This is a genomic window from Bdellovibrio sp. HCB288 (assembly GCF_047305935.1).
Taxonomy (GTDB): Bacteria; Bdellovibrionota; Bdellovibrionia; order Bdellovibrionales; family Bdellovibrionaceae; genus Bdellovibrio.
In genome coordinates this window covers 844207-868648 of the sequence record NZ_CP178619.1, presented here as the reverse complement: position 1 = coordinate 868648, position 24442 = coordinate 844207, and the positions used below count along the sequence as shown (strand labels likewise).

Below are 24442 nucleotides of genomic sequence, written 5' to 3'. Positions count from 1 at the left end.
GCAGAATGCGCCAGCGCGTCAGTGCAACGGATGGTTGCAGGAACGCGCAAATCCTTGCTGTGTAGACCTCTCTGGCATATGTAAACCTCATGTCATCGTCACTTATCAAAGCATTTTGGCCGGAATCTTCGACCCTTATTCAGGGGATCGTTCGCTTTCGTTGGATCGCCATTTTTTTCATGATGCTGGGGACGGTGCCACTGCTTCAAGCGGGCTACCTTCTTAAGGAACAGCTGTTTTATTTCATGGCCGTTATCGCATTGCTGGCGGTATTCAATGGTTTGACCCAGGGAATTTGGAGCAAGGCCAAAGCGGCACAAGAGCAATCGCTTCTATTTGTACAACTGCTGGTGGATCTATTGGCTGTGGCCGGATTGCTATTTGTGAGTGGGTCCGCGGTGAATCCTTTTATCTATGTACTGACTCTGCATGCCTTTCTGGGTGGGATGTTGCTGCGTAAAAAAAGCATCCTTTTTGGGGTTCTGATTTTGGTATTCCTGGCGATTCTGCAGTTTGAAACAAATCGCGATGCTGCCATGACTCTGAATGTGGACCGTCGGGCTTTGTATTTTGATTTCCTGTTTCAGTGGGTGGTGGTTGCTGGCGCGTGGTTTGTGGCGCATCTTTTTTCGGGGCTTCTGGAAAAGCATGAAGAGCGAATCCGCAGTTTGCAAAACCGACAATACCGCGCGGACCGATTAAAATCCCTGGGTGCTCTGGCGGCGGGATTCTCTCACGAGATGGCGACGCCGTTAAATTCCCTGAAACTGCGTCTGGATCGCGGCGTCCGAAAGCTTGGCGATCCGGTGGCGGCTCATGCGGAAATTCAACAGGCGCAACTTTCATTGGACGAGTGTATTTCGGTATTTCAAAAAATGGCCGGAGTGTTTATGACTTCGGCCGATGGAGAGCTGCAAAAGCTTAACGTTAATGCGGTTCTTCAGGATATCGTTCGCTCGTGGGAATTCGACAATAAGACGTCTATCAATAAAATTGTCAGTGACCGGCAGTTTTACAGTCGCCTGCAGCCTTTATCGTTCGCACAGATGATTCTGGATTTATTGGATAACGCCTTGGAAGCTTCTCAGGCTCCCGCTGAAATCACCTTGAAGCTTTACCAAGATGATCAGGAAGTGGTGATTGAAGTCGTTGATAACGGTGCGGGCCTGGCGGCCGAAGTCATTGAGCGTTTGGGCGAACCCTTCAACACCAACAAACAGCAGGGTAACGGACTTGGGGTTTATTCAGCAATATTGACGGCTCAGTCAATGGGTGGCGAATTTTTATTGGGAAACAATTCATCAGGGAAAGGTGCAACGGCTCGCCTGTCTCTTCCTTTTGAGGAGCGTGGATGAAAAATCGGGTAAAGAATATTCTTTTGATCGAAGACGACAAACGCCTGCGCGAAGTATTGCATCAAGAGCTGGAAGAACGAGATTTCGTGGTTCAAAGTTTTGCACAGTTGCCGGATCTGAATCGTGTGGCAACACCAGACGGAGTTTTGCTGGATTTGCGTATTGGAAATGACAATGGGCTGGATTTCATAAAACAAATCAGCGCCAAATTTCCCAGCGCACGTGTGATCATGATGAGCGGTTTTGGATCCGTGGCTTCTGCCGTGAAATCCATGCAGCTGGGGGCGGAGAACTTTTTGGCAAAGCCAGTGACGCCGGAGATGATTGTTCGGGCATTTGCCGACGATGAAAGCCCGGTCGCTGCTGATACTGAGGAGGCAGAGATTTCCTTGGCCCGCATGGAGCGTGAGTACATAGATTATGTTCTGAACTCGTCCAATGGTAATATCACTCAGGCCGCGAAAAAACTGGGGTTGCATCGTCAAAGCCTGCAGCGCAAACTTCGAAAGAACATTCCAAACAAATAAAAAAGGCGCTCTAAGCGCCTTTTTCAGATTCCTTCTTTTTGCTGTTTTCCAGGAACATCAGTAGTAGCAACAAGCACACACCACCGACGATCGCCATATCGGCAACGTTAAACGCCGGCCAGCTCCATTTTCCGTAGATATGAAAATCCAGGAAGTCGATAACATAGCGGAAGCGGATACGGTCAATATAGTTACCAATTGCGCCGCCAAAGATGCTCGACAAAGCGATGATCTGTTTCGTGTCGTCGTCCTTCACTCCGCGCAGGATGCCCAGGATGATGATCAAAGCGATCGGTGGCATGGACAGGAAGAACAACTCGCGGAAGGAAGGATGGCTTTCCGCCAGGAAGCCAAACGCTGCGCCAAAGTTTCTGACATAAGTCAGATTGAAGAAATTAGGAATGACGACAACGGATTCGCCCAGGTGGAAATGCGTATGGACGTATAGTTTGGTCACTTGATCCAAAGCGATCAAGAAAGCGGAAATAGCGACCAGCCAGATGTATTTTTTATTCATGTAAGGGCCTCAATGTTCAGATTACTTTAACATGCCTTTGGACTTCACATAACCGATTTTTATCAGCATGCGCAAGACTTCAAGATCAGAACTTAAATTGAACTCAACTTTGACTTCCTGAATCATTGCTTTAGTCCCGCAATCAAACAGCTCCATTACGTCGAAAGTCTGAGTCGTGGTCGTCAGAGTCTTCTCGGTGTAAGAAGCCTGGTGTGTCTGTGGAAGCATGACGGGTGGCGCGATTGGAGCCGATATAGTCACAACTGGAGCGGCTTGCTGAGGCTGCAATACCTGTTGAACAGGGGTGTGGTATGTCGCGCCAGCAGCAGGTTGTGGAGGTGCTTGTTGTTGCATCTGTTGTTGGGGCTGATGCTGATGCTGTTGCTGTTGAGGGCGATCCAATTCACCCATCAATCCGGCCAAGCTTTTCAATTCTGACTTGAAGTTTTTGATACTTGGACGCTCCAAGGCACTTTCACCATCGCGAGTCGCTTTCAGGTACAAACTAACAAGCATATCAGGAGTCGTTGCGATCTCCTTGATATTAGAGTTTTGCGACATCAGCCATTGATAGGCTTTCAGCAGCGTCTCTTTTGTGTAAGCCTGCGGCGGCAAGGGGTTCATAGTCATTAACAGATTTTCCTTAGGGTCGAGGGAGTGACGTTACAAATTTCATAACATCGAGTCAATGACCTTAGAGGCAACAATGCAAAACATATTGTGCTGAATTTATAGGCAACACTAAATCTGGGCTTCAATTGGCTCTGAATAAACTAGAGGCGATGCAGAAACCGATTTTTTATTGCGAACTTTAACTTGATTTTGGGGAGGTGGTTTCTTTGTGGCTCGATACTTTGCCACCTTATAAAAAAGGCCTTCCGATGGGAAGGCCTTATCTGAAGCGGATTTTAGGGGATGCTTAAATTGAATAGTCTTTGGCGTTGATGCCGTACTTTTCAATTTTTCGCAAAAGAGTCTTCTTTGGAATATTCGCATGCAATGCTGTTTGATTGATGCGGCCGCGGAAGGTCTTAAGTGCTTTGATGATAAATTCTTTTTCGAATGCTTCTTTTTGCGCATTGAAATCCAGATTCTCGCCAGAGTAAGGAACGATTTCCTCTCCTTCAAGATCCTGAGTTTCGATATCGCTGCCAGCCGCGTCTTCGTCATCGCCCAAACCAGCGTGAGCACTTGCTGCTTTTACGATTCCGGCAGAAGCGATGTCTTGCGCCTGCTCAAACGGAGTCAAATCAATCAAGTTAGTGCCCGTGGCGATTAACAAAGCCTCTGGAAGGCTGGCGATTGTGATCAGATTTGTTGTTTCCAATACAAAGGCGTGCTCGATCACGTTTTCAAGCTCACGGATGTTGCCTGGCCAAGAGTGTTTTTTCAAAACATTCATAGCGTCCGGTGTGATGCCGTTAATGCGCTTGCCATGAGCCTGATTGAACTTCTTGATGAAGATGGTAACCATGTGCTCAAGGTCATCTTTACGCTCTTGAAGAGCTGGAAGGAATATAGGTACCACGTTCAAACGATAGAACAAATCCTCGCGGAAAGAACCCGCTTTAATCATGTCTTCAAGAGGACGGTTGGTCGCGGCGATGATGCGCACATTCGTTGGGAATTCACGGTTGGATCCAACCGGAGTGAATACTTTTTCCTGAAGCACGCGCAGGATCTTAACCTGCATCAATTGTGGCATGTCGCCGACTTCATCCAGGAACAGAGTGCCGCCTTCGGCAAATTGGAATTTACCGATCTTGCGTTGATCAGCACCTGTGAAAGAGCCTTTTTCGTGTCCGAAAAGCTCTGACTCGAACAGATTTTCAGGAATTGCCGAACAGTTGATAGCGACAAATTTTTCGTCTTTGCGGGCAGAGTTAAAATGGATTGCCTTGGCCACCAGTTCTTTACCGGTACCGGAAGCACCACGAATCAAAACGGGAGTGTCCACTTTCGCAAGGCGGTGGATGATGTTGAACACTTTCTGCATTTGTGAAGTATGGCCGATAATTTTACGACCTTCCTCCACCATGACTGGTGCAGAGAATGCGATATTGGAAATCAAGTTATGTGCGTTGACGGCTTTGTCGATCAAAGCCAGAAGTTCGTCGCCAGCAACTGGCTTTGAAAGATAGTTGTAAGCACCATCTTTAACGGCTTGAACGGCATCGTTCAGGGTTGCGTGTGCTGTCATCACCATAACGATAATGCCGGAATCGAATTCCTTGATTTGGCGAAGAGTCTCAAGGCCGTTCATGCGAGGCATGTCGACGTCAAGAATAACAAGGTCATACTTGGTGGTGCCGGCTTTGATTTTCTCCATGGCATTGATGCCATCGAAGGCCTCGTCAACTTCGAAGCGTTGGTTGGATGTTAATGCTGTTTTAACAGACAGTCTTAAACCCTGATCGTCGTCTACTACCAAAACCTTAAGCATTAACGCCCCCTTGTTCCATCGGCAGTTCTACCGTAAATGTGGAACCTTTGCCATCTTTCGACTCCACAAAGATCTTACCTTTGTGCAACTCTGTAAAATATTTAGCCAGATACAGGCCCAAGCCCGAACCTTTGATCTGCGTGCTCTTTACGTTCTTGCTGCGGAAGAATTTCATAAAGATATTGTTCAGCTCATCCTCAGGTATTCCCGGCCCCTGATCGGATACCTGAATGACCACGCGGTCGGCCTTTTCCTCGCTGGTAACCAGGATTTTCGTGTCATCCGGGCTGTACTTGATGGCGTTTTCCACCAGGTTCGACAAAACCTGTCTCATCAGATCCGGATCCATGCGGATTGGGAACAAAGGCTCCAGCTCAGACACGATTTGAATGCGTTTTACTTTAGCCAGGAACTCATGCTTGCGAATTACTTCCTGAAGGATGGTGTTAATGTCCTTGGTTTGCATATGCAATTCCACACCTTCACTTTGGATTTTTCCGTAGTTCAGAATGGAACTGATGAATTTCAGCAGATCATCAGAGGATTGCTTGATCGTATCCACCGCTTCACGCTGTTGCGGGCTCAGAGTCACCTGATCTGACAGAATCACATCCGTCATGCCCTGAATCCGTGCGATTGGAGTTTTCAAATCATGTGACATCATGGAAATGAAGTTGGTTTTCAACTCTTCAACCTGACTAAGCAGTTTGTTCTTCTGGTAGTATTCCCAGCTGCGGCGATTTTCAATAATCAGACGATAAGGAATAAAGAAGTAATAGACCAAAAAGCCCGCCAACAAAGGCGCGGCCATAGTGATCCACCATCCGAACAGCCAGAAAAGAGCAAATGAAATGGCTGAGAAACTGAAAAGTGTTCCAACCAAAATAACCAAGCCCATTGCCGGGCTCATGCTCAGGACGATCTGGATTGCCAGGATAGAAATCAAAGTCAGCATAATCCAGTTCACATAATGAGGCATGCGCAAAGGGCTGGAGTTGCGGATCAGCGTGTCTGTCATATTGGCCTGCATTTCGATGCGGGTCATGGCAGACGGGATGCGACTGTAAGGCGTAAGAATGTAGTCAGCCTCACTGGTGTTCAGGTCGGTGCCGATTATCACTATTTTATCTTTATAGCGACTCCAGTCCACAGAACCATTGGCAAGATCGTCAAAGACCTCTGATGGGAATGAGCCAGGTCGGCGGAAGTCGATGAAAGATTGAGTTGTGTCGTAGAAATCAAAATGACCACGGATGTTCTCTGGGTTTTGAACTTCTGGATTGTAGAGTGCCGCCAAAGTCACAGGAAGCATGGTTGCGCCTTGATAGGAAAGCAACATGCGGCGGGTGACACGGTCTTTGGCAAAGTTAATCGTGTCAGAAGTTTTAGGTGCGGAAACCATGCGGATGCTGTCGTAGGGAATCGGCAGATAAAGACTGCGCTCTTCGCCCTTCAGCGGAGTATCCGGAGTGGCCACGAAAACATTGGAGTGGCTGGAGATCAGTTGCGCCCACTCGGATTTATCCTCCTCACTTCCCTGAGCCTGCTCGATTGGGAAATCATAGACGATCGCGCGTGGCTCGGCCGCCAGCAGGTTGTGCAGTATCGCTGACTGATCTTTGGCGTTGGGTTGGCCTTTGAAAATTTGAATGGTGGAGGGTTTGATGTAAACCAGTTCAATTTTTCCGGAAGTTCTTTGCAGAACCTCGGAGCGGATGCGGAAGTCGTATAGCCAAGACTCAAGGTAATCCAGATTGATTTGAGCAATAAGCGCCGCCATGATCATGGCTAAGACAGCTCTGATCGCGTACACACGGTATTGCGCTGGTTTCGAGGAGTTTGCAATTTCCTCAAATGGACTTGGCAGTTTCATGGAAGCTGTTGCTCCTGATTATTTTACGGGAATGCAGTTGTCTTCAACTTGAGTCGCTGAAAGCACAGAGCCGCGAGGCTTCACTTTTTTGATATGATTGGCTGCTGTTTTTTTAGTGTTTTCCATAGTCACTGTCCTTTTGAATATCAGTCTGACGACATTTTTTAAAGTATAAAATCGCTGTGCTCATTAAAGTTCTTTGACGTTCACAGAACTGGGCATTTTTTTTGTTTTTCGAGCCTGTGGCCTCTTTGTGGACGAACATGCAGCCGCCACCGCAAAGAAACCGCGCCCAGCAGGAGTTACAGTTGTTCTGCTGGATAAGTGGTTGGGCGTACTTTTCCAATGCCTCCTCGTAGACATGGGAGCCGTGTCCGACTTTTTCATTGGTATTACCCACATCCCAAGGGCATGAGAATAAGTTGTTCCGGGCATCCACAACCAAAAGCGACTTGCCGGCGCCACAGAAGTTCTCGGTGCGACGTTGGCTGTCCAAGGCTGAAAAGACCCGGTTGAAGAAGTTGATCTTGCGAAGTGCTGCTTCGCCGCCTTCTGCATAAGCCAGATCCGCCACCAGGTTCAATTGGCGGGTGAATGCTTCACTGGCTTCCTGATTCAGTTCAGAAACGCTGTAAGTGAACTCGTAAGTGTCAGCAGGAAATTGGCGATAGAATTCATAAGCCTTCACCAGGTTCATGTTATCGGCAGTGAACACTCCGTGAAGGGTGATCGAGCCCAGATCGGCTTTTGCCGCGAAAAGTTTTTTAAGGCCTGCCAACACCAAAGCGGTGCTGCCTGTTCCGTTTTTCATTGGACGGGAGATGTCGTTCTGTTCGGCTGCTCCATCGATACTGACTGAAACGTTGCAACGGATGTCCTTCAGAAGTTCAACGTTGGCTTCGGATAAAAGAGTTCCATTGGTCACAATGGCAAACTGCGGGCGAAGGTTTTTTCCCGCCGTCATAAGTTTTACGTAGTTTGCAATGGCGCGAATTCCCTCTGGATACAGCAGGGGTTCACCGCCGATGAAGCCGATGCGGAATGTTCCAGCGTCGGGGAGCTTTTCCAGGAAATATTTTAATTGCGGAAGTGTTTTCTCAACGGAGATCTTTGTTTGAGCAGCCCCATAAGTTCCATCTCCACCGGCCGCGCAGTAAGTGCATTTCAAATTGCAGATCTGGGTGACATTGATGGTGAGGGAGCGAATTTCCCGGGTCAGTTTGTGGGTGGTGACATCAGGGTTTTCTTCGGACTCCCAGTTGCTTAAAACTGACTGAAGTTCGGAGTCGTCGGGGGACTGCAGGGCATTCCAAAGTTCCTCGGAAATGTCGGCGACCTCCAGATTTCGCGCATGAAAAGCCACTGGGGATTCCCCAGGCGCGCGAAAGGCAATGATGTCATTTTGTCTCCGAATTTCCATACCCCGTAGGGATAGCAATAGGTGTACCAGTTTTGAATTCCGGCGGGTAAAATAATTACCAGTAAATTCAAGCACTTAGGTAGTGGTATCTAGGGGCGGTGTGTAACCAACTGGTGCAAAAGGAAACCTCATTCGAGTAATCCTTACCCGGGACTGGTGCATCCGTACTTTTGTCGACTAGACAGGACAAAATATTAATTTGTTTCGTGTTTATTCTGAGGCATTCTTAGATGGTATGTCATTCTCCATAAAATTCTGGGGCGTCAGGGGCTCATTGCCTTCATCCCCACCACCATCAGCTTGGGTAAACCACATCGAAGGAGTTCTGCAGAACTTCTTTAATTCGGGTCATCATAGTGCGCATCAAGTGTCTGAATATATACGTGGTTTGCAGGAACCTGCAGTCGGTGGCTATGGATCTGCAACGACTTGTGTTGAGTTGAATTGTGGCAACAGTCAGATCATCATCGATGGTGGCAGCGGAATTCGTTCCATCAGCGAAAGAATTTTGAATGGGACTGCGGTTCGTAAAAAAGGTCCTTACCATATTTTTATGACCCACTTTCATTGGGATCATGTCATCGGTTTGCCATTCTTTGTGCCGCATTTTATTCCTGGTGAGGAAATTCACTACTATGCGGTTCAGTCTGAACTGGAACATCTGATTCGTGGATTGTTCAAAAAACCTTACTTCCCGGTTCCGTTTGAAGCTTTGCAGGCTCGTATACACTTTCACGTGTTGGAGCCTCGTAAACCGGTGCAAGTGGGTGAATTCAAAGTCACACCTTATCAGCTGGATCATCCAGATCCATGTTGGGGATTTAAGGTTGAAGCTGACGGTAAAGCGTATGCTCACTGTGTGGATACTGAGGGCACGCGCGTGACTCAGGATGATCTGGGAGATGATCTGCCTTTATATCAGAATATCGATTTGATGTATTTTGATGCTCAATACACGTTGCCTGAGTTGGCGGAAAAAGCAAACTGGGGTCATAGTGCCGCACAAGTGGGGCTGGAGATTGCATTCCGAGAGGGAATCAAACAAGTCCTGTTTGCGCATCATGATCCGGGTGCACGTACGGATCATGTCTTGGAGTTGCGCCGTCAGACGATGGAATACTATAGCTCTGTGGCGAAAGCATCTTCTGAAAACAACGAAGAAATGCCGCCTGTCATCTGGGACTTTGCTCACGAAGGACTTGAAATCATTCTGTAAAAGGCACCTTAGGGTTCGGTGCCTTTTTTAAATACCAATTCAACCGAAGTTGGATCAAAAGGTGCTTGCACGGCGTTTAGTGCCTTCAAAGTCTCCTCGTCTAAAACAACTTTTACCGCATCCTCAGGAAGAGAAAAGTCATCCGCGGGAAAGCGGCTGCCAATTCGCTTCATGAAATCTGTCCAGACCGGCACACCGCCACTTGAGCCGGTGAGTTTGTGCTGAAGATTGTTGTCGTAACCCACCCACACGATTGTTGTTAAATACGGAGTGAAACCGCTGAACCAGGCGTCTTTGTTGTCGTTGGTGGTTCCCGTTTTTCCAGCTGCAGGATTGGTGAATCCATTCAGAGGAATCGCTCGCGCTGAACCGGAGATAATAACTTGCTTCATCATGCTGATCAGGCTGGCGACGATCGCGGGATCCTCAACCTGGCGGTCATTGGGGTTAAACGTGAACACTTCGGCGCCGTCTGCATTCAGAGCTTTGCGAACAAAAGAAATGTCTTTGCGTAATCCCAGATTGGCAATCGTCATGTAGCTTTGCAAAACTTCGCGGGGATACATCTCAAACGCACCAAGAGTCAATGAGGGGAAAGGTTTGAGTTCGGATTCAACACCGAATTTGTGGGCGACGTCGACGATGTTTCCAATGCCGACATTCATGCCCAGATTGGCTGTCGCGGCATTCATGGAATTTTTCAGGGCATAAAACATTGGAACCATGCCGTAATATTTCTTGCCATAATTTTCAGGCGCCCAGTTTTGACCTTCGAACTTTATGTTTTGTTTTTCGTCATTCAACAAAGTCATCGGGGTGTAGGGTTTGCCCTCGGAAGTTTCGTTCATCAAAGCCGTCAAATAAACAAACGGCTTCATAGTTGATCCAACCTGACGGTGGCCATCAATGGCGCGATTGAACTGGGTCATGCGATAGTTGCGACCACCAACCACCACTGTCACCAGGCCAGTGCGGTTGTCGCCAACCAGCACTATGCCTTCCAGGCTGTTGCCTTTTTCTTTAAGGCCTTTGATGTGTTTGTTCGTTTTTTCCAAATTATTCAGATGATTGCTGAGGGATTCCTGAGCGGCCTGTTGGGATTCCAAATCTAGGGCTGTGTAGATTCGCAGACCTTCCACCGGAACTTTCAGTGCTTCCATTTGTTTGCGAACTGCATCCAGATAGTACGGAGCTGTTTCCGTGGCCAATGTCACTGGAGCCCGCGGTAGCGGCTTGTTGTCGGCCTCGGTCATTTGGGATTCGCTGATAAAATCAAGACCTTTCATTTTATCCAAAACCAAGTGGCGGCGACGTTCTGCATTCGCAGGTTTTTTAAACGGATTGTAAAGTCCAGGGCTGTTAACAATGGCTGCCAGTAAGGAGCATTCAGATAAATCCAGATCGCTGACTTCTTTGTTGAAGTAATAGCGTGCCGCGGAACCGTAGCCGCGCACCTGGAATGAACCATTTTGGCCCATGTAAATGACGTTCAGATAAGTTTCCAGAATTTCATCTTTGTTAAATCGCGATTCCAAAAGAATCGACATGATAAATTCCTGGTACTTCCTTTTCAGAGTGCGTTCACTTGTCAGGAAATAGTTCTTCACCAATTGTTGCGTGATGGTGCTGCCGCCTTCCTTGCGACCCGTGGTGATATTTCGAACCAAAGCGCGAAGGATGCCCTTAAAGCTGATGCCGCCGTGTTCAAGAAATTGTGCGTCCTCAATTGCCATAATTGCGTTGGAACACGTGGGAGGAACCTCTCCTAATGTCACGGTTTTTTGCATTAAAGGTTCGTTACCAATGTACTGTGCCAAAAGAGGGGCTTCGCCAAAGACGGATGCGACTTCCTGAAAGGGCGCGCCAATATAGATTTTTGAAATGGTGTTGTCGTTCTGGAACACCAAAACCTGCATTGAGCTATCGACCTTTGCGGTTGAAATATCTTTATTCACCCAGGCAAAACAGCCAATTTGGTTCTCATCCAGCGGCAGTTGCAGTCGGGCGCTGCACTGCTCACGGTCAGCGATGAAATAGTCTCCTTGCAAAAGTCGCTGATCATAGTCACGTCGACGGAAATTCTGCTTGGTAAAGAGGCTTTCAATGCCGTCTGAAGAACCGGAGTTTCGTGCGCTGAAAACACGGGGGCCTGCATAGTATTCGGTGGGTACGATGAATCGCTTGGATTCAAGCTTTTGTGTCATCTCTTTTTCGAGTGAAAAATAGGAATAAGTGGCAAACCCAAGTCCCGCGATGATTGCAAGCGTCACAAGGATTGTAAAACAAAATAAAATGGTCTTTAATCGTGGTCGCAACATGCACATAGAGTAGTACGAAAAACAGACACTGTTGAAGTAGTTTTTTCGTGAAAGGGAAAAGTTGTGGCTAAGAAGAAATCTTCTGCAAAGAAAGCCGTAAAAAAGACCGTTAAAAAGGTCGTAAAAAAAACTGCGAATAAAGTAGCAAAAAAAGCATCTAAAAAAACTCCAGCAAAAAAGGCAGCTGTTAAAAAGGCGCTTGTTAAGAAAAAATCAGCAGGAAAGCCGGTTAAGAAAGCTGCTCCCAAAAAGGCTGCTCCCAAAAAAGCTGTTTCTGCCAAAGTCACGCCAAAGAAAACGACAATTGCCAAAGCTCCTGCCAATAAACATCTGGTAACGAAAGCGGCTCCTCAAAAGATTGTGGACTTGACGGATTTTGTGACTCCTTTGGATGATCGTTTGATCGTACAAACATCAGGTGCGGAGCGCACAACGGCAAGTGGTTTGCTTTTCATTCCTGATACGGTAGCGGATGTTTCCGGGAACCTTCATGGAACTGTTGTTGCTGTTGGACGTGGGCATGTGAATATAAAAGGCCATCTGCGCCCGATGGAACTTAAAGTGGGGGACAAAGTTGTCTTCTCACAATACTCAGGCTCTAAAGTTAAAATTCAAAATGAAGACCTCGTGATCCTTCGTGAAACCGAAGTGATGGGCGTGGTTGAAAAATAAAGGAATACGAATGTTGAAAGCACATTTTCTAAAAGTATTGGGTCTTTCCATTGTGCTGACGTCCACTGCGGCGCAAGCGATGTCATTGGACTGGTCGGGTGGCTACCGTGCGGAATGGGTTGAGGTTGATAAACCTTCTTTGACGAACCCGACGGAAAGAAAAGCCTACGGCTTGAATTACCTTTATCTGACTCCGAAAATTATCGCAGCAGATGGTATTAACATCATTTCTCGCTTTGATGTGTTCAACAGCGAAATGTATCCAGGTTCCCAGTTGGGTACAATCTGGGGCATGAACACTTCTGATGTCCCGGCAACTTCCGGTAACCAAGGTCCGGCAACTGTTTCAGCAAGTCAGTTGTACTTGAGCGTGAATCAGGAATTTGGTTCCTTAAAAGCGGGACGTATGCCTTTCGATTTCGGTCTGGGCATGTTGTATTCCGGTGGCAATGGAGCGTTTGATCACTGGTATAATACTCGTGATATGGTTTCTTACAAAGTCATCGTGGGTGACTGGTCTTTGACGCCGATGTTGGGTCGTATGTACGCCAATGATTTTGGTCAGGGCAACAACCAGACGTTCTGGGGTGCTCAGCTTCAATACGAAAATATCGAAGCGAAATCTTTGATGGGCGTTTATGTCGAGCAGAAAAAAGGTGCTCGTACGACATTGAATTACTCTGACGCGCAAAAAGCTGCCTATTGCGCAGGCGCGACTCCATGTGATGTGTCTGGTGATATGAGCATCAACACGACAAGTTTCGTTATCGGTCGTGGTTGGGATTCTTTCGGATATAAATTCGAAGGTGCGTTCCAGTCTGGAGAAACTGGTATCAGACGTGGCACTGAAGACGTAAAAATGGACGGCTTCGGTTTGGCGGCAGAATTGTACTTCCCGGCAAGAGAATCCAAATGGGACTACTCAATTAAACTGGGTATGGCGACTGGTGATTCTGATTCCTCAAACTTCAGTGGATTTGCATTCAACAAAAACTACGATGTGGCGATGTTGATGTTCAATCACCGTTTGGGCGGAGCTGATCTTTTCAACACGAATGCGGTTAAACCAAGATACCCATCAGATCAAACGCAACCAGACCAGTTGAATGTTGGAAATTCAGCGGATGACGAAAGTGTTGGCAATGCTTACTACTTGGCGCCGACTGTGAATTACACAATCAACGAGCGCTTCAGCCTTCGTAATACACTTATTTATGCTCAATTGATGAACGCTGTGCCGAATTCTGTTGATGCTAAAAAAGATTTGGGCCTAGAATGGGATATCGAAGTTGTTTATAAACCAATTGAACGTGTTCAATGGGTGAATCAACTTGGATTGTTGTTCCCCGGTGAAGCTTGGAAAAATGGTACAGGCACCACTGGTAACAAAGGTAACGATTTTACGTTTGGATTTGCATCTAAAGCCGCCATCAGCTTTTGATCACAACTTGATTGCAACTTGTACGACAGCTTGATGACTACATGATACTACTTGTTTGGTGGTGAGCAGGGCCCCGGGGGGAAACCCCCGGGGATTTTTTTGCCTTTTTTCTGGGTGCTTCAATTTCAAAGGGAGTGGAATCGGATATTCCGCGACACGCCCTCCAGGCTCACTGTGGCCCGCCTTTAGCGGGTGCGCGCGTCCATGCGCCCACAGAGGTCGCTGCATATCCGATTCCACTCCCTTTGAAATTGAAGAACTCGAATCTGTCATTTGAAATGACCGGGGGGATTTCTTGAGATGGTGGGAGCGGGGAATTAGAATCTGGGGATGAAGATTATTTTCTCATTTTCCATTTTCGTCTTCTGTTTTGTGGGATGTGCTCATGCTGGGGGGCCTGTGCCGGATTTGCCTATGGTTGATAAGTTGCAGGATGTTCCTTTGACGGCCGGGAATTGGCAGGTGGCTTATGATGGTGGGGGGCAGACGCATTTTCCTTTGGATGGTACGGGGGATTTGGTTTTTTATCCTCAGAAGGCGCGGACTTCGGGGCAGACTTTTGCCAGTTTGATTTTGCTTAAAAGTACTGTGGACACTCCGATAAATGATTTTGTGGCGCGACTGGAAGTGACGACGGTGAGTCAGTTGCGATCCTCGACTCCCAATGATTGGGAAGTGTTCTGGTTCGTCAGTAATTACCGCAAGGATCCGAAATTGATTAAAACTGCGAATTACTTTCTTCAGAAGCCCAACACAGGCGTGGAGATGGGGCGGTTCTTCGAAGAGACTGGGCAGAAGTTTTTAATGACTTCTGAAGCTGCAAAACTCAGTGTCGGGCAGCGTTCAACTTACTATTTTGCAAAGCAAGGGAAGAGGTACCGGGTTTTTCGTGACGGGGTTCAGGTTTTGGACTACCAAGGAAAAGAGATGCCCGAGTCTCTCTATGATCAGGCGGGGGCATTGGGACTATACGCAGAAGATGCAGTGGTTCGGATTCACTCATTCGCATTTCGGGCTTTGTAGGGGAGTAACATGAAGCAAGTATTGGTATTGATTTCCACGTTATTTATTTCTGTTTCCGCGTTTGCCTGGAAGATGGTTGCTAATGACACTATTTTTCCGAATGCTCCGCAAATGAAAATCTATCCGATCAATTCCAAGGATGCTTATTCTGAAGTTCTTGTTCGCGTAAGCCGAGGGACGGTTCGAGTCACAAATCCGATGATCTGGTTGAAGAACAAAGGGCAGCAACCTTTGTGGACTATTCAAGGTGACTACCGCGGGCCACGCGATGCGGGGGCTCGTTTTTTTCAGGATCAGGTTATTGATCTTCGTATGAACGTTCAAAATCTGGATAGAAACATTCCTGCAAATATTCAAATCTACGTTCGCTAAAAAAGGAAACGGGCCCGTCGTGAGCCCGTTGGAGGAAGTCGTTAGTTTTCTCTTTTTTGATTAGTAGCGAAGAGAACCCGCTGTTCTTCCTGTACCCAGTGATTGCGTTTGAATGTTTTGAACCGGCACTGTGTTGATCGTAGAAGTCCCAGCTGGAGACGGGATGAACTGTTGTGGCATACCTGTCGATTGGAAAGTGCCATTGATCACTTGAACCGGTACTTGACCTGGAAGTGTTGTGATACCAACTCCTGTTGCTCCACCGCGACCCGCTGAACTTACGCGAGAGTAAGCTACACCATCGACCACGATAATACCGTCTGCTGAAAGTACCGCCCCTTGGCCAGCCATAATCTGAGCCATTTGGTTGTTGATTTGCATTTGCAGATTGTTGGACATTTCATTTGCTTGCGCCATACCTGCTGGAACGATCTGAGCCGCTTTATAGTATACAGAGAAGTTGCCCAAATCCTGGCGGCGAATATCGAACTCTTGAAGATTTTTGTTATCCCAGGCAGCCTTAGCCAATGCCACGGATTCCTTGGAAAGCATTTTATATGTCGCCGTCAAATCTTTCGCAAATGGTGTCTTTCTGATGTTGGAATCGTTAGCCATATCGCCAAGTGGTTTCAATGATTCGATAGTTTGTTCCTTGATATCCTTATAAGTCAGACCAGCATCAGAAGATCTAAGTTCTGCCAAATGTTCACCCAGTGGTTGAATCATTTCAGTTTTAAGGATCTCGACAACTTTTTTATTGTCGATATTGAATACTGAGGATTTTGTGAAAAGGTTCTGAACTGCATTTGAAATACAAGTGTTGATTGCATCAATGCTTTCATGGCGATCACGACAAGTGTCGACAGCTTTTTGAAGTGCGACGGCACCATCTTTTTTCCCGTTGGAAATCTCTTTTTCATCAACCAAGGATTCTTCTTTATCCTCAGCAGCTTCTTTTTTCGAGACTTTTACGCGTTCAGTGCCGCGCTTGGCAGGTTCTTCTGTTTTGGCTTCTTCTGATGCTGTTAGCAGTTCTTTTGCGATTTCATTTAGTTCAGAAGTATTGGTTTTGAAATTTTCATCAAAGACGTATGATGTGGAGCAATTGCCACAAAGGACAATGGATCCGCTCTCTGTTTTGAATTCGACTTTATTAATTGTAACGTCAGTTTGGTCACCGTTTTTGCGATATTGAGCAACGTATTCTTTGCCATCATGTTCAAAAGTACTGCTTTTGAATGATTCCTTTTCGGATGCAAGATCCGTCAGGGAATAGCTGATCATGGATTTTGGCGGCGAGATATTGAAGCCAAGAACCGCCAGTAAAACACCTGTCATAGCCCATTTTTTTTGACTGTCGTTAAATTTCATAAAGTCCTCCTTATATATATGGGTCTTCCAGACCCTATTTCCTACTACTAGCTAAAGCGAAGTGCGCGCCAACTGGTGCCTGTTTGGTTGGCACGGGTAAATGACCGATACCCCTGAGGATTCTCATCTTGGGAAGGGCGTTCTATAAAACCTCATATGTCGAACTTCTAGGGTTTCACTCTGAGAATTCTTTATTGCCTCGTGTTTTCATGGGTTTATGGGTCTGGGGGTGTGTTAATGGAAATCCGCTAAAAATGACCATTTTGGGCCCTTCTGCTTGCGTAAGTGGCGATTTTCATTGATAACACCCACTCAATGAAGCTGCATTTTCACCCTTCTCCTAGGCCAGAACATATCGCTGAATCCGATTGGAACAATTGGACCTGGCAGCTTCGTCATTCCCTGAAATCCAAAACGGATTTTGAAAAGAACTTCCAGCTCTCTGATAACGAGCAGGCAGCCTTCAGTGAAGGGGCAGAACTATTTAATATTCGCACGACGCCTTATTATGCCAGTCTTGCCAAAGACGAAGGTGATTCCATTCGTCAGATTTTGATGCCGCAAAAATTTGAGATCGAAGAAGGTTCCCAGCAAATGCTGGATCCTTTGGGCGAGCGCAAAAACAACCCGGCTCCACGCGTGATTCATCGCTATTCAGATCGTGTTCTGTTTTTGATCACGGATATCTGCAGTGTTTATTGTCGCTTTTGCACACGCAAGCATTTCACCGGTCAAGAACAGGCTTTTATTCGTAACGAAGAGTATGAAAAGGCCCTCGAATACATCAAAACACATCCTGGTATTCGTGAGGTTATTTTGTCAGGCGGTGATCCGCTGACGGTGAGTGACGGGCAGTTGGATCGTGTGTTGGGTGATTTACGTGCAATTGAACACGTCGAGATCATTCGAATTGGATCACGTATGCCAGTGGTTTGCCCAATGCGAGTCACTGATGATCTGGTTAAGATTTTGAAAAAACACAAGCCGGTATTTTTGATGTCGCATTTCAATCACCCGAACGAGCTGACTGCGGAAGCGGCAGCAGGTCTTGAAAAGCTTGTGGATAACGGCGTTCCGGTGATGAATCAGATGGTGCTATTGAACGGCATCAACAATCATCCGGCGCTGGTGCAGGCCTTGAATCGACGTTTGCTATTTTTAAGGGTAAAGCCGTATTACATGTTCCAATGTGATCCTTCGCAAGGAACGGATCATCTGCGCACTTCGATCGAAGATTCCCTGGAAATTCAAAAAGAGTTGTGGGGGCATTTGTCAGGTCTGGCGATGCCAAATCTATCCGTGGATATTCCTGACGGTGGCGGTAAGACGTATCTGGTTCCAAACTTTGAAACGGCCCGTGACGGAAATGTGCGTTTTTATAAAGGTTGGGACGGTGTCGATGCAAAATACGTCAGCCCGGCGCCAGAGAAAATCAAAAAGCCGGAACTGCATCATTATCTGGAAGAGTGGAATAAATTGAAAGCGGCAAAAGCTCCGCTTTAAGGCTTGTAAACCAGTTCCAAAATCCCGTAGTCGTTTTCCACGCCCACTGAGAAATCGAAAAATTCAACTTCAGGTTTGCCGCTGAACTGCAACCACTGAGACATGGAATCAAACTTACGTGGCTCGGAATTGCGATCTGTCACCCAGTACAAGACCTGGAATGCTTTTTTCTCAAGCTTTGGATGATTGTATTCCTGAACCAGGAAATGCACGCGGAACTCGCGCAGCATCTTGGTGCCTTTACCACACCAGACATCCCAATCCCAAGCGTCAGGACGGTCGTAGACATGGGCGCATTTCAAAATGATTTCGCCATCGTTGCTCATCCAGCGAAACTGAACGTTGTCTTCAGTGACCTTCTTGGGGCCGATCAATTCAAATCCAGGTCGGGGAGCTGCAAAACTCAGTGAGGAAACCAAAAAACCCAAAGTAACGATGAAAAACTTAAATGTTGTCATACTTCAAGGGTAACAATGGGGTCGGCAAAAAATCAAAGTAAAGTGGGAGATGAAAACGAAAAAAGGCTTCGGATGTCCGAAGCCTTTCGTCATTTCAAACTTTCAGGAAGCAATTAGTTCCAGAAAAGAGAGAAGTTTAGGAAAGCGATGTTGAAACCCATGTCCAATTCGCCTTTTTTCTCAAGACGAAGTTCTGGAGTGTAAGTGATGCCATCCAGGATTTGGAAACGTTTACCGCCGCCAAGGAAGAAACCGAATTGGTTTTCGTAGTCAGTTCCATCTTGAACTGAGTAAAGTCCTACACCTGCTTTGGCAAAGAATGATGTTTTCAAATCACTTTGGAAGTTGTAAGCGCCGATCGCCGCAAGGTCGATCAAAGTTTCGCTGCTTCCAGTATTGGAGTAAGCTTTTGAAAGGATGCGAATACCGCCTTCGCCGCCCACTTGCCAGCCATCTTGCAAGTAACGAAGGTAAGACGCACTTGCAGCGATCGCTGTGCCGCTATCGCAATCTTTACATCTGTTGCCGGATACGAAATTGCCTTGTGTAAGGTTCGTTGTGATTTCATTCATAGGAGCAGAGCTGTATGAAGTGAAAGAAGAAGTGTAATCTTTTGCAGAAGCTACAGAGCAAACTGCGGAAACGATCACGGCTGCTGATACTAAAAGTTTTTTCATGGAGACTCCTTTAATTGTTCAACAAAATGATTGTTGTTTATCAAAAAGGAGTCAACCCAAATTCTATTAAACTCTCTCCAGACGAGCGTACTTAGCCACAAACTTTTTTACTGTATTGTCGGTGAACATAACGCTTACTTTCAAGGCATCTCCGGCACCCTCAGTGGCGTAAACCGTACCGACTCCAAATGTTGGATGGCGCACGCGCATTCCTTTGGAGTAAGAACTCTTGTTGGATGAGTCCATGTCGTCATAGTCCGGGAAGGCCTGCGTATCGAAGTCGTCGCCACCAGTGCGTGGTTTGTTGCGGGTTCCGCCACCTGATGAGGACCATGCACTTGGAAAGTACTCATCCGAGTTGCTGCCACTGCTTCCGTATTTGGAAACAAAACGCGGAGCTTCAGCCGCCGCAGATTTGAAAGTGACAAACTGATTCGGAATTTCTTTTAAGAAACGGGATGGAGGATTGAATTGCTCCTGGCCCCAAACGCGGCGCATTTTTGCGTATGTCAGCCATAGCTTCTGGCGAGCGCGGGTCATGCCCACGTAAGCCAAGCGACGTTCTTCCTCGACATCATCTTTGTCTTCGGATTCAGAACTGCGGGCACTTGGGAAAAGATTTTCCTCCAGACCGACGACGAAGACATAAGGGAATTCCAAACCTTTGGAAATATGCAGAGTCATCATCGTCACCGAATTTTGCTCCTGATCCAAAGAGTCCACGTCATTCACCAAAGCCATCTCCTCAAGAAAGCTGGTCAAAGTGGATTCTTCGCCACGTTCTTTGCTGAACTGGGCGATGGCGTTGTCGAGTTCCTCTAAGTTTTCAATACGAGCTTGAGCTTCAGGGGACTCATCCTTTTTCAAGGCCATCAGATATTCTGTGCGATCCAAGACGATGTGATAAAAGTCAGTCAGTTTGAACGAAGTGGCATTCACTTGCAATTCGCCCATCATATCCATGAAGCGGCGGATTTTACCGGAGGTGCCCGCGTTGAACAGGCGCTCATTCACGGCTTTTTCGGCAGCTTCCATCATCGTCATGTTCTTTTGATGAGCCAGCTCTTCAATTTTCTCGACGGTGGTTTTACCAATACCGCGTGCCGGGACATTGATAATGCGTTTGAAGGCGATATCGTCCGCGGGATTGATGGAAAGTTTCAAGTAGCAAAGGATGTCCTTGATCTCCATGCGCTCATAGAAGCGCACGCCGCCCACCAGGCGATACGGAATACCTGTTGTGCGAAGTTGTTCCTCCAGGACGCGTGACTGTGCATTGGTGCGATAGAAGATCGCATAGTCGTTGTAGGAACCCTCGCCGTCATTGATCATGGTCTGAATGGTTTTTGCGGCGAATTTCGCTTCGTCGTATTCATTGCGTTCTTCGCGCACATTGATCAAATCACCTTCCTGATTGGAAGTGAAAAGCGTTTTGTCTTTTCTTTGCGAGTTGTTTTTGATCACGGCCGTGGCGGCGTTCACGATGTTTGCAGAGGAACGATAGTTCTCCTCCAGTTTAACAACTTTCGCTTCTGGGAAATCCTTTTCGAAATCCAGAATGTTCTTAATGTCAGCTCCGCGCCAGGAGTAAATCGACTGATCCTCATCACCAACAACGCAAAGGTTGCGATGAGCTTTGGCCAGCATCTGTACGAGCAGATATTGAATGTGATTGGTATCCTGATACTCATCCACCATGATGAAACGGAATTTTTGCTGATATTGCGCCAGAATATCCGGATACATGCGGAAGAGTTCATAGGTCTTCATCAAAAGATCATCGAAATCCAGACTGTTGGCTTTGCGCATTTCTGCTTCGTAGGCTCTATAGACATCGACAGTTTTTTGATCCATCAGGCGTTTGTTGCCTTTTTCAAATTGCTCCGGATTCAAACCCATCATCTTGGCGCTGCTGATGCGACCCTGGAAGTTTTTTGCCGGATAAATCTTGTCGTTGATGTTCAATGCCGTCATGACTTTTTTGATTTGCGCCAAAGAATCAGAGGAGTCGTAAATTCCGAAGAATGGTTTGTAATCCAAAAGCGTGATGTGCTGACGAAGGATGCGAACGCAAAAGCTATGGAAAGTGGAGATCCAAAGCTGACTGTGAACCGGAACCTGAAGGTCGGTCAGCAGTTTGTAAATACGATGTTCCATCTCTTTGGCGGCCTTATTAGTAAAGGTCACCATCAGGATTTCTTCAGGGCTCGCGGCTCCGTTTCCAATCATATTTGCCATACGGTGGGTAAGAACCCGTGTTTTACCGGAACCCGCTCCCGCCAAAATCAACACAGGTCCCTCAAGGGTTTCAACCGCATCCTTCTGCGCAGGATTCAAATTTTTCGTAACAAATTCCAATACATCCACGTTGATGCTCCCATTCCCACAAGCCCTGCCTGTTGTCCTAAACGGACCCTGCCCGCCGAAGCCTTGGCGAAGGAGGGTGTCGAAGTTTTAGTGGGACTGACAAAGTTTGTCTATCCCTAAGTTATCATTGAGTTTTTTGTGAACTTCCGCTAAAACTATAACGCATTTGGTCGAAGACCGTGCGAGGCACCTTTTTTATAGTGCCTGGAGAGGACTTTGTGAAGCTTGTTCTTCCTAAAATCACTTCCGTAATCCTATTGGCCATGGCTGTCACGGCGTGCTCTGGTCAGGAGAATACGTCGCAGGTCTCTGGTTCTGTTCAAGTTCTTGCTCCCATGAACGATAGCAAGAACGGGTACTCCTTGAAATTCATTGAGCTTTCAGGTTTGGATAATCTGCGTGAGGTTTCCGGACGTTTCGTTCGCTTTTTTATCAGTCCCCGAATTTTGGACAATCGCTTGAATGGCCCTGCACCGCAGGGGCGTTTTATCAAAAACACCGATGGCAATTTCGTTCCTACCAATGAGCAAAGTCAGCAATTGGTGGCGATCTATGGACATATGCAAAATCTGGCAAAGTTGGATGAAGAAGTCGGAGCGGGTGGTGTGAATCACTGGCCGCGAGATATTGGCGTTGCAGTTCGTGAATCCAGTGGCTTGATTAACAATGCACTTTACGATGGCTCGACAGATTCCATTTTGATCGTTCCGTACACTCACCAAAATCTTCCAATCGCAGTGAATGGTGGGATTCTGGCGCATGAACATTTTCACTCCCTTTACTACAAATTGGTGATGAAGGACTTCAAGGATCCGGCGGGCGAGCAGGAGATCCACACGGGATCCAATCATGATCGCAGTGAATTTTTGAAGCTGGCGGGAATTGTGGAAGATAAAGCGAATGCGACTTCTTTGCGCGTCGATGGCGCTCCGAAGATTGGCAAAGGTCGCGAGGTTGTGGTTTCTGAAAAATTGGTAAAGCGCTATTACAACCGTTATCTTCACCGTGGCCTGAATGAAGGCTTGGCGGATTTCTGGGGTTGGGTTTACACCGGCGATCCCGAATTTATTGCTTCCTCCCTTCCTGACTTCAAACGACAACGTTCTTTGAATGTGGCAGAGTATGAAGTGGTCAGTCTGGTTGCTGCAGAAAGACTTCGCAGCATCACGGCAAGCTACGTGAACTTCAACTCCCGTCAAGCCTATGAGGAATACATGCGTGACATGGCATACAGCCTGGGAACCAAGTACTCACGCTTGTTGAAATTGTTCACTGATAAATCAGCGGAGTCCCGCGGTGTCGATGCTTTGGAGATGCGCAAGAAAGTTGCGACCTGGATCGTGAAGACTCTGCCGGTTTTCCGTCAGGACTTTATCGATGTTGAAGCAAGCACTTACTATCCACCGACTCGTTTCCTGACGGTACTATCGGCGCAAATTCCTGATATGAATGAAAAAGAATGTCAGTTCATGGTCGACATTATTAATTCTGCAGAGACGAATTCCAATAAGAGCTGCTTAAGCCAAAACGGACGCTTTGAAATTACCGAGGCTCAGAAATGAGACTGATCTTGGCGGCATTGGTTTTATTGGTTTCCACAAATGCTTTTGCGCAACAGTCGCGCATGAAAAGACCTGTGGTGGCTCCGCAAATAAATCAATTACAGATTTATCTATTGTCCTTTGAATTGCGCTATGAAAAAGATGCGGCTGAAAACTGGCTGGAGCAAAAGCCGCAGAATATCAGTTTTGCTTATCGGGCAACGGCCTGGTCCATTTTGTTTGAGTACTCCAAGTTCAATGAGTCTTCCGGAAACTCCACATTGAATATCGAGCGTGATCACAAGGAGATGGTTTTGTGGGGGCGCTGGCACTTGTGGAGACATGGACAGAAAAATCCGCGCTTTTCCATTTTTGGCGCGGGCGGAATTGGTACCTACACCGAGGAAATTACTACTACTCTGGCAAGTGATCGTCTGACGGAATCAACAGGTGCAAAAATGATGGGTGGTTTCGCGGTGGGAGCAGATGCCTCGTATCAATTCACGAAAAGTTTTGGAGCGATCGCAAGCTTTGAGGGGCGTGCGCTGATGGGGCAGGATTTTGATCCCAACCCCACGTTTGGCGGCATTGTGCGCACCGGACTATTTTTCGCCTGGTAGCTTCAGACTAGTGAAGTCTTGAATTGCCTTCGCTGTCCTTGTCTTTTCTTTTCTCATCAGAGCCACTGTGTTCATCTTCCAACTCGGCATTTTGTTTATGGAAATATTCGTACTCAATCTCATCGTATGTTTCCGGTAGTAGCGAGTTCATGCTGCGTACGACTTCTTTTCTTGCTTTACGAATAGAATATCCCAATCCAAGCAGACTGAGACCGCCAATGATCAAGTCGACACCAACGAAAGTTCCAATTGTCCAAAATGAGGATACCGGAAAGCTGAACAGAATTATTGCCGCAAGTAAGATGGAGACCAACCCATTCATCAGGTAGTAGCCCCAGCCTGTTGTGCGTTCCACAGCAGCACCTATGACTTTCGCAAGTCCTCCGGCGAAAAGAAAAAAGCCAATCATAAAAGTCAGAACCATCGTGTTTGCGACCGGATTTCTGGCGATGAGGACTGCACACACCAAAGCAAGACAACCCAAGGCAACATGGGGCCATAGCTGTCCAGTCTTACGCCCTTGGATACCATACACGATCTGTGCGATGCCGCCGATGGCAAGAATAACAGACAAGGTCATGACTGCTGCAAAAGTGGTGGCCGATGCAAATGCCAAGGCAACAAGTCCCAGCACTGTGTAGAGTGTGCCAACGACAATCAAGCGAGTGGATTTTTTGCTCATGTAGCCTCCATCCTTTGCCCGCCGGGCTACGGCTGGCGAGCCATTT

21 protein-coding genes are annotated in these 24442 nt (G+C 47.0%); 10 read left to right on the top strand and 11 right to left on the bottom strand.

Annotated elements, in window-relative coordinates; all coding sequences use genetic code 11:
* The first annotated feature begins 89 nt into the window (after nt 1-89).
* Together ACLVWR_RS04155 and ACLVWR_RS04150 are read left to right on the top strand one after the other, a co-directional pair.
* Nucleotides 90-1355, top strand: a complete 1266-nt coding sequence (locus tag ACLVWR_RS04155) for a sensor histidine kinase (protein WP_413582644.1) — start codon at nt 90-92, stop codon at nt 1353-1355.
* A complete protein-coding gene (locus ACLVWR_RS04150) occupies nt 1352-1882 on the top strand; it encodes a response regulator transcription factor (protein WP_413582643.1) in 531 nt (176 codons plus the stop codon). Before ACLVWR_RS04155 ends, ACLVWR_RS04150 begins: the two co-directional genes overlap by 4 nt.
* 10 nt (nt 1883-1892) lie before the next feature.
* On the opposite strand, the gene lspA is transcribed toward ACLVWR_RS04150, so the two are convergent.
* The 5 genes from lspA to ACLVWR_RS04125 all read right to left on the bottom strand — a co-directional run bounded on the left by lspA (nt 1893) and on the right by ACLVWR_RS04125 (nt 8135).
* On the bottom strand, nt 1893-2399 hold the full coding sequence (lspA, locus tag ACLVWR_RS04145; RefSeq protein ID WP_340597659.1) for a signal peptidase II: 507 nt from the start codon (nt 2397-2399) through the stop codon (nt 1893-1895).
* 21 nt (nt 2400-2420) lie between these two features.
* Nucleotides 2421-3029 (bottom strand): hypothetical protein, encoded by a 609-nt coding sequence (locus tag ACLVWR_RS04140; RefSeq protein ID WP_413582642.1) that lies wholly within the window; start codon nt 3027-3029, stop codon nt 2421-2423.
* Nucleotides 3030-3318: 289 nt separating this feature from the next.
* Nucleotides 3319-4842 (bottom strand): sigma-54 dependent transcriptional regulator, encoded by a 1524-nt coding sequence (locus ACLVWR_RS04135; RefSeq protein WP_340597657.1) that lies wholly within the window; start codon nt 4840-4842, stop codon nt 3319-3321.
* On the bottom strand, nt 4835-6715 hold the full coding sequence (locus ACLVWR_RS04130; protein WP_413582641.1) for an ATP-binding protein: 1881 nt from the start codon (nt 6713-6715) through the stop codon (nt 4835-4837). The genes ACLVWR_RS04135 and ACLVWR_RS04130 overlap by 8 nt, the downstream gene beginning before the upstream one ends.
* Before the next feature lie 112 nt (nt 6716-6827).
* Nucleotides 6828-8135 (bottom strand): radical SAM protein, encoded by a 1308-nt coding sequence (locus tag ACLVWR_RS04125; RefSeq protein ID WP_413582640.1) that lies wholly within the window; start codon nt 8133-8135, stop codon nt 6828-6830.
* A 235-nt stretch (nt 8136-8370) separates the two neighbouring features.
* Between ACLVWR_RS04125 and ACLVWR_RS04120 the strand changes: the two genes are divergently transcribed.
* Nucleotides 8371-9351: an MBL fold metallo-hydrolase gene (locus ACLVWR_RS04120; protein ID WP_413582639.1), complete on the top strand. Its 981-nt coding sequence runs from the start codon at nt 8371-8373 to the stop codon at nt 9349-9351.
* 8 nt (nt 9352-9359) lie between these two features.
* Here ACLVWR_RS04120 and ACLVWR_RS04115 read toward each other — a convergent pair whose 3' ends face one another.
* Entirely contained in the window at nt 9360-11555 is a 2196-nt protein-coding gene (locus ACLVWR_RS04115) for a transglycosylase domain-containing protein (protein ID WP_413582638.1), read from the bottom strand.
* Nucleotides 11556-11732: 177 nt separating this feature from the next.
* Here ACLVWR_RS04115 and ACLVWR_RS04110 point away from each other — a divergent pair, with 177 nt between their 5' ends.
* The 4 genes from ACLVWR_RS04110 to ACLVWR_RS04095 all read left to right on the top strand — a co-directional run bounded on the left by ACLVWR_RS04110 (nt 11733) and on the right by ACLVWR_RS04095 (nt 15177).
* Complete coding sequence (locus tag ACLVWR_RS04110; RefSeq protein ID WP_413582637.1) at nt 11733-12341, top strand: co-chaperone GroES; 609 nt, start codon at nt 11733-11735, stop codon at nt 12339-12341.
* Nucleotides 12342-12351: 10 nt separating this feature from the next.
* Nucleotides 12352-13782: an alginate export family protein gene (locus ACLVWR_RS04105; protein ID WP_413582636.1), complete on the top strand. Its 1431-nt coding sequence runs from the start codon at nt 12352-12354 to the stop codon at nt 13780-13782.
* 414 nt (nt 13783-14196) lie between these two features.
* Nucleotides 14197-14805, top strand: a complete 609-nt coding sequence (locus tag ACLVWR_RS04100; RefSeq protein WP_413582635.1) for a hypothetical protein — start codon at nt 14197-14199, stop codon at nt 14803-14805.
* A gap of 9 nt (nt 14806-14814) precedes the next feature.
* Complete coding sequence (locus ACLVWR_RS04095) at nt 14815-15177, top strand: hypothetical protein (protein ID WP_413582634.1); 363 nt, start codon at nt 14815-14817, stop codon at nt 15175-15177.
* Between the two features lie 60 nt (nt 15178-15237).
* Here ACLVWR_RS04095 and ACLVWR_RS04090 read toward each other — a convergent pair whose 3' ends face one another.
* Nucleotides 15238-16548 carry a hypothetical protein gene (locus tag ACLVWR_RS04090; RefSeq protein WP_413582633.1) on the bottom strand — a complete coding sequence of 437 codons (1311 nt, stop codon included), beginning with the start codon at nt 16546-16548 and terminating at the stop codon, nt 15238-15240.
* A gap of 315 nt (nt 16549-16863) precedes the next feature.
* On the opposite strand from ACLVWR_RS04090, the gene ACLVWR_RS04085 reads away from it, so the two are divergent.
* On the top strand, nt 16864-18051 hold the full coding sequence (locus tag ACLVWR_RS04085) for a KamA family radical SAM protein (RefSeq protein ID WP_413582632.1): 1188 nt from the start codon (nt 16864-16866) through the stop codon (nt 18049-18051).
* On the opposite strand, the gene ACLVWR_RS04080 is transcribed toward ACLVWR_RS04085, so the two are convergent.
* The 3 genes from ACLVWR_RS04080 to ACLVWR_RS04070 all read right to left on the bottom strand — a co-directional run bounded on the left by ACLVWR_RS04080 (nt 18048) and on the right by ACLVWR_RS04070 (nt 21553).
* Nucleotides 18048-18509 (bottom strand): hypothetical protein, encoded by a 462-nt coding sequence (locus ACLVWR_RS04080; protein WP_413582631.1) that lies wholly within the window; start codon nt 18507-18509, stop codon nt 18048-18050. The genes ACLVWR_RS04085 and ACLVWR_RS04080 overlap by 4 nt on opposite strands.
* A gap of 113 nt (nt 18510-18622) precedes the next feature.
* On the bottom strand, nt 18623-19186 hold the full coding sequence (locus ACLVWR_RS04075) for a hypothetical protein (RefSeq protein WP_413582630.1): 564 nt from the start codon (nt 19184-19186) through the stop codon (nt 18623-18625).
* 66 nt (nt 19187-19252) lie between these two features.
* On the bottom strand, nt 19253-21553 hold the full coding sequence (locus tag ACLVWR_RS04070) for an ATP-dependent helicase (protein WP_413582629.1): 2301 nt from the start codon (nt 21551-21553) through the stop codon (nt 19253-19255).
* A 218-nt stretch (nt 21554-21771) separates the two neighbouring features.
* Here ACLVWR_RS04070 and ACLVWR_RS04065 point away from each other — a divergent pair, with 218 nt between their 5' ends.
* Together ACLVWR_RS04065 and ACLVWR_RS04060 are read left to right on the top strand one after the other, a co-directional pair.
* Nucleotides 21772-23115, top strand: a complete 1344-nt coding sequence (locus ACLVWR_RS04065; RefSeq protein WP_413582628.1) for a hypothetical protein — start codon at nt 21772-21774, stop codon at nt 23113-23115.
* Entirely contained in the window at nt 23112-23714 is a 603-nt protein-coding gene (locus tag ACLVWR_RS04060; RefSeq protein ID WP_413582627.1) for a hypothetical protein, read from the top strand. The genes ACLVWR_RS04065 and ACLVWR_RS04060 overlap by 4 nt, the downstream gene beginning before the upstream one ends.
* A 7-nt stretch (nt 23715-23721) precedes the next feature.
* Here ACLVWR_RS04060 and ACLVWR_RS04055 read toward each other — a convergent pair whose 3' ends face one another.
* A complete protein-coding gene (locus tag ACLVWR_RS04055) occupies nt 23722-24396 on the bottom strand; it encodes an HdeD family acid-resistance protein (protein ID WP_413582626.1) in 675 nt (224 codons plus the stop codon).
* Nucleotides 24397-24442 lie beyond the last annotated feature (46 nt).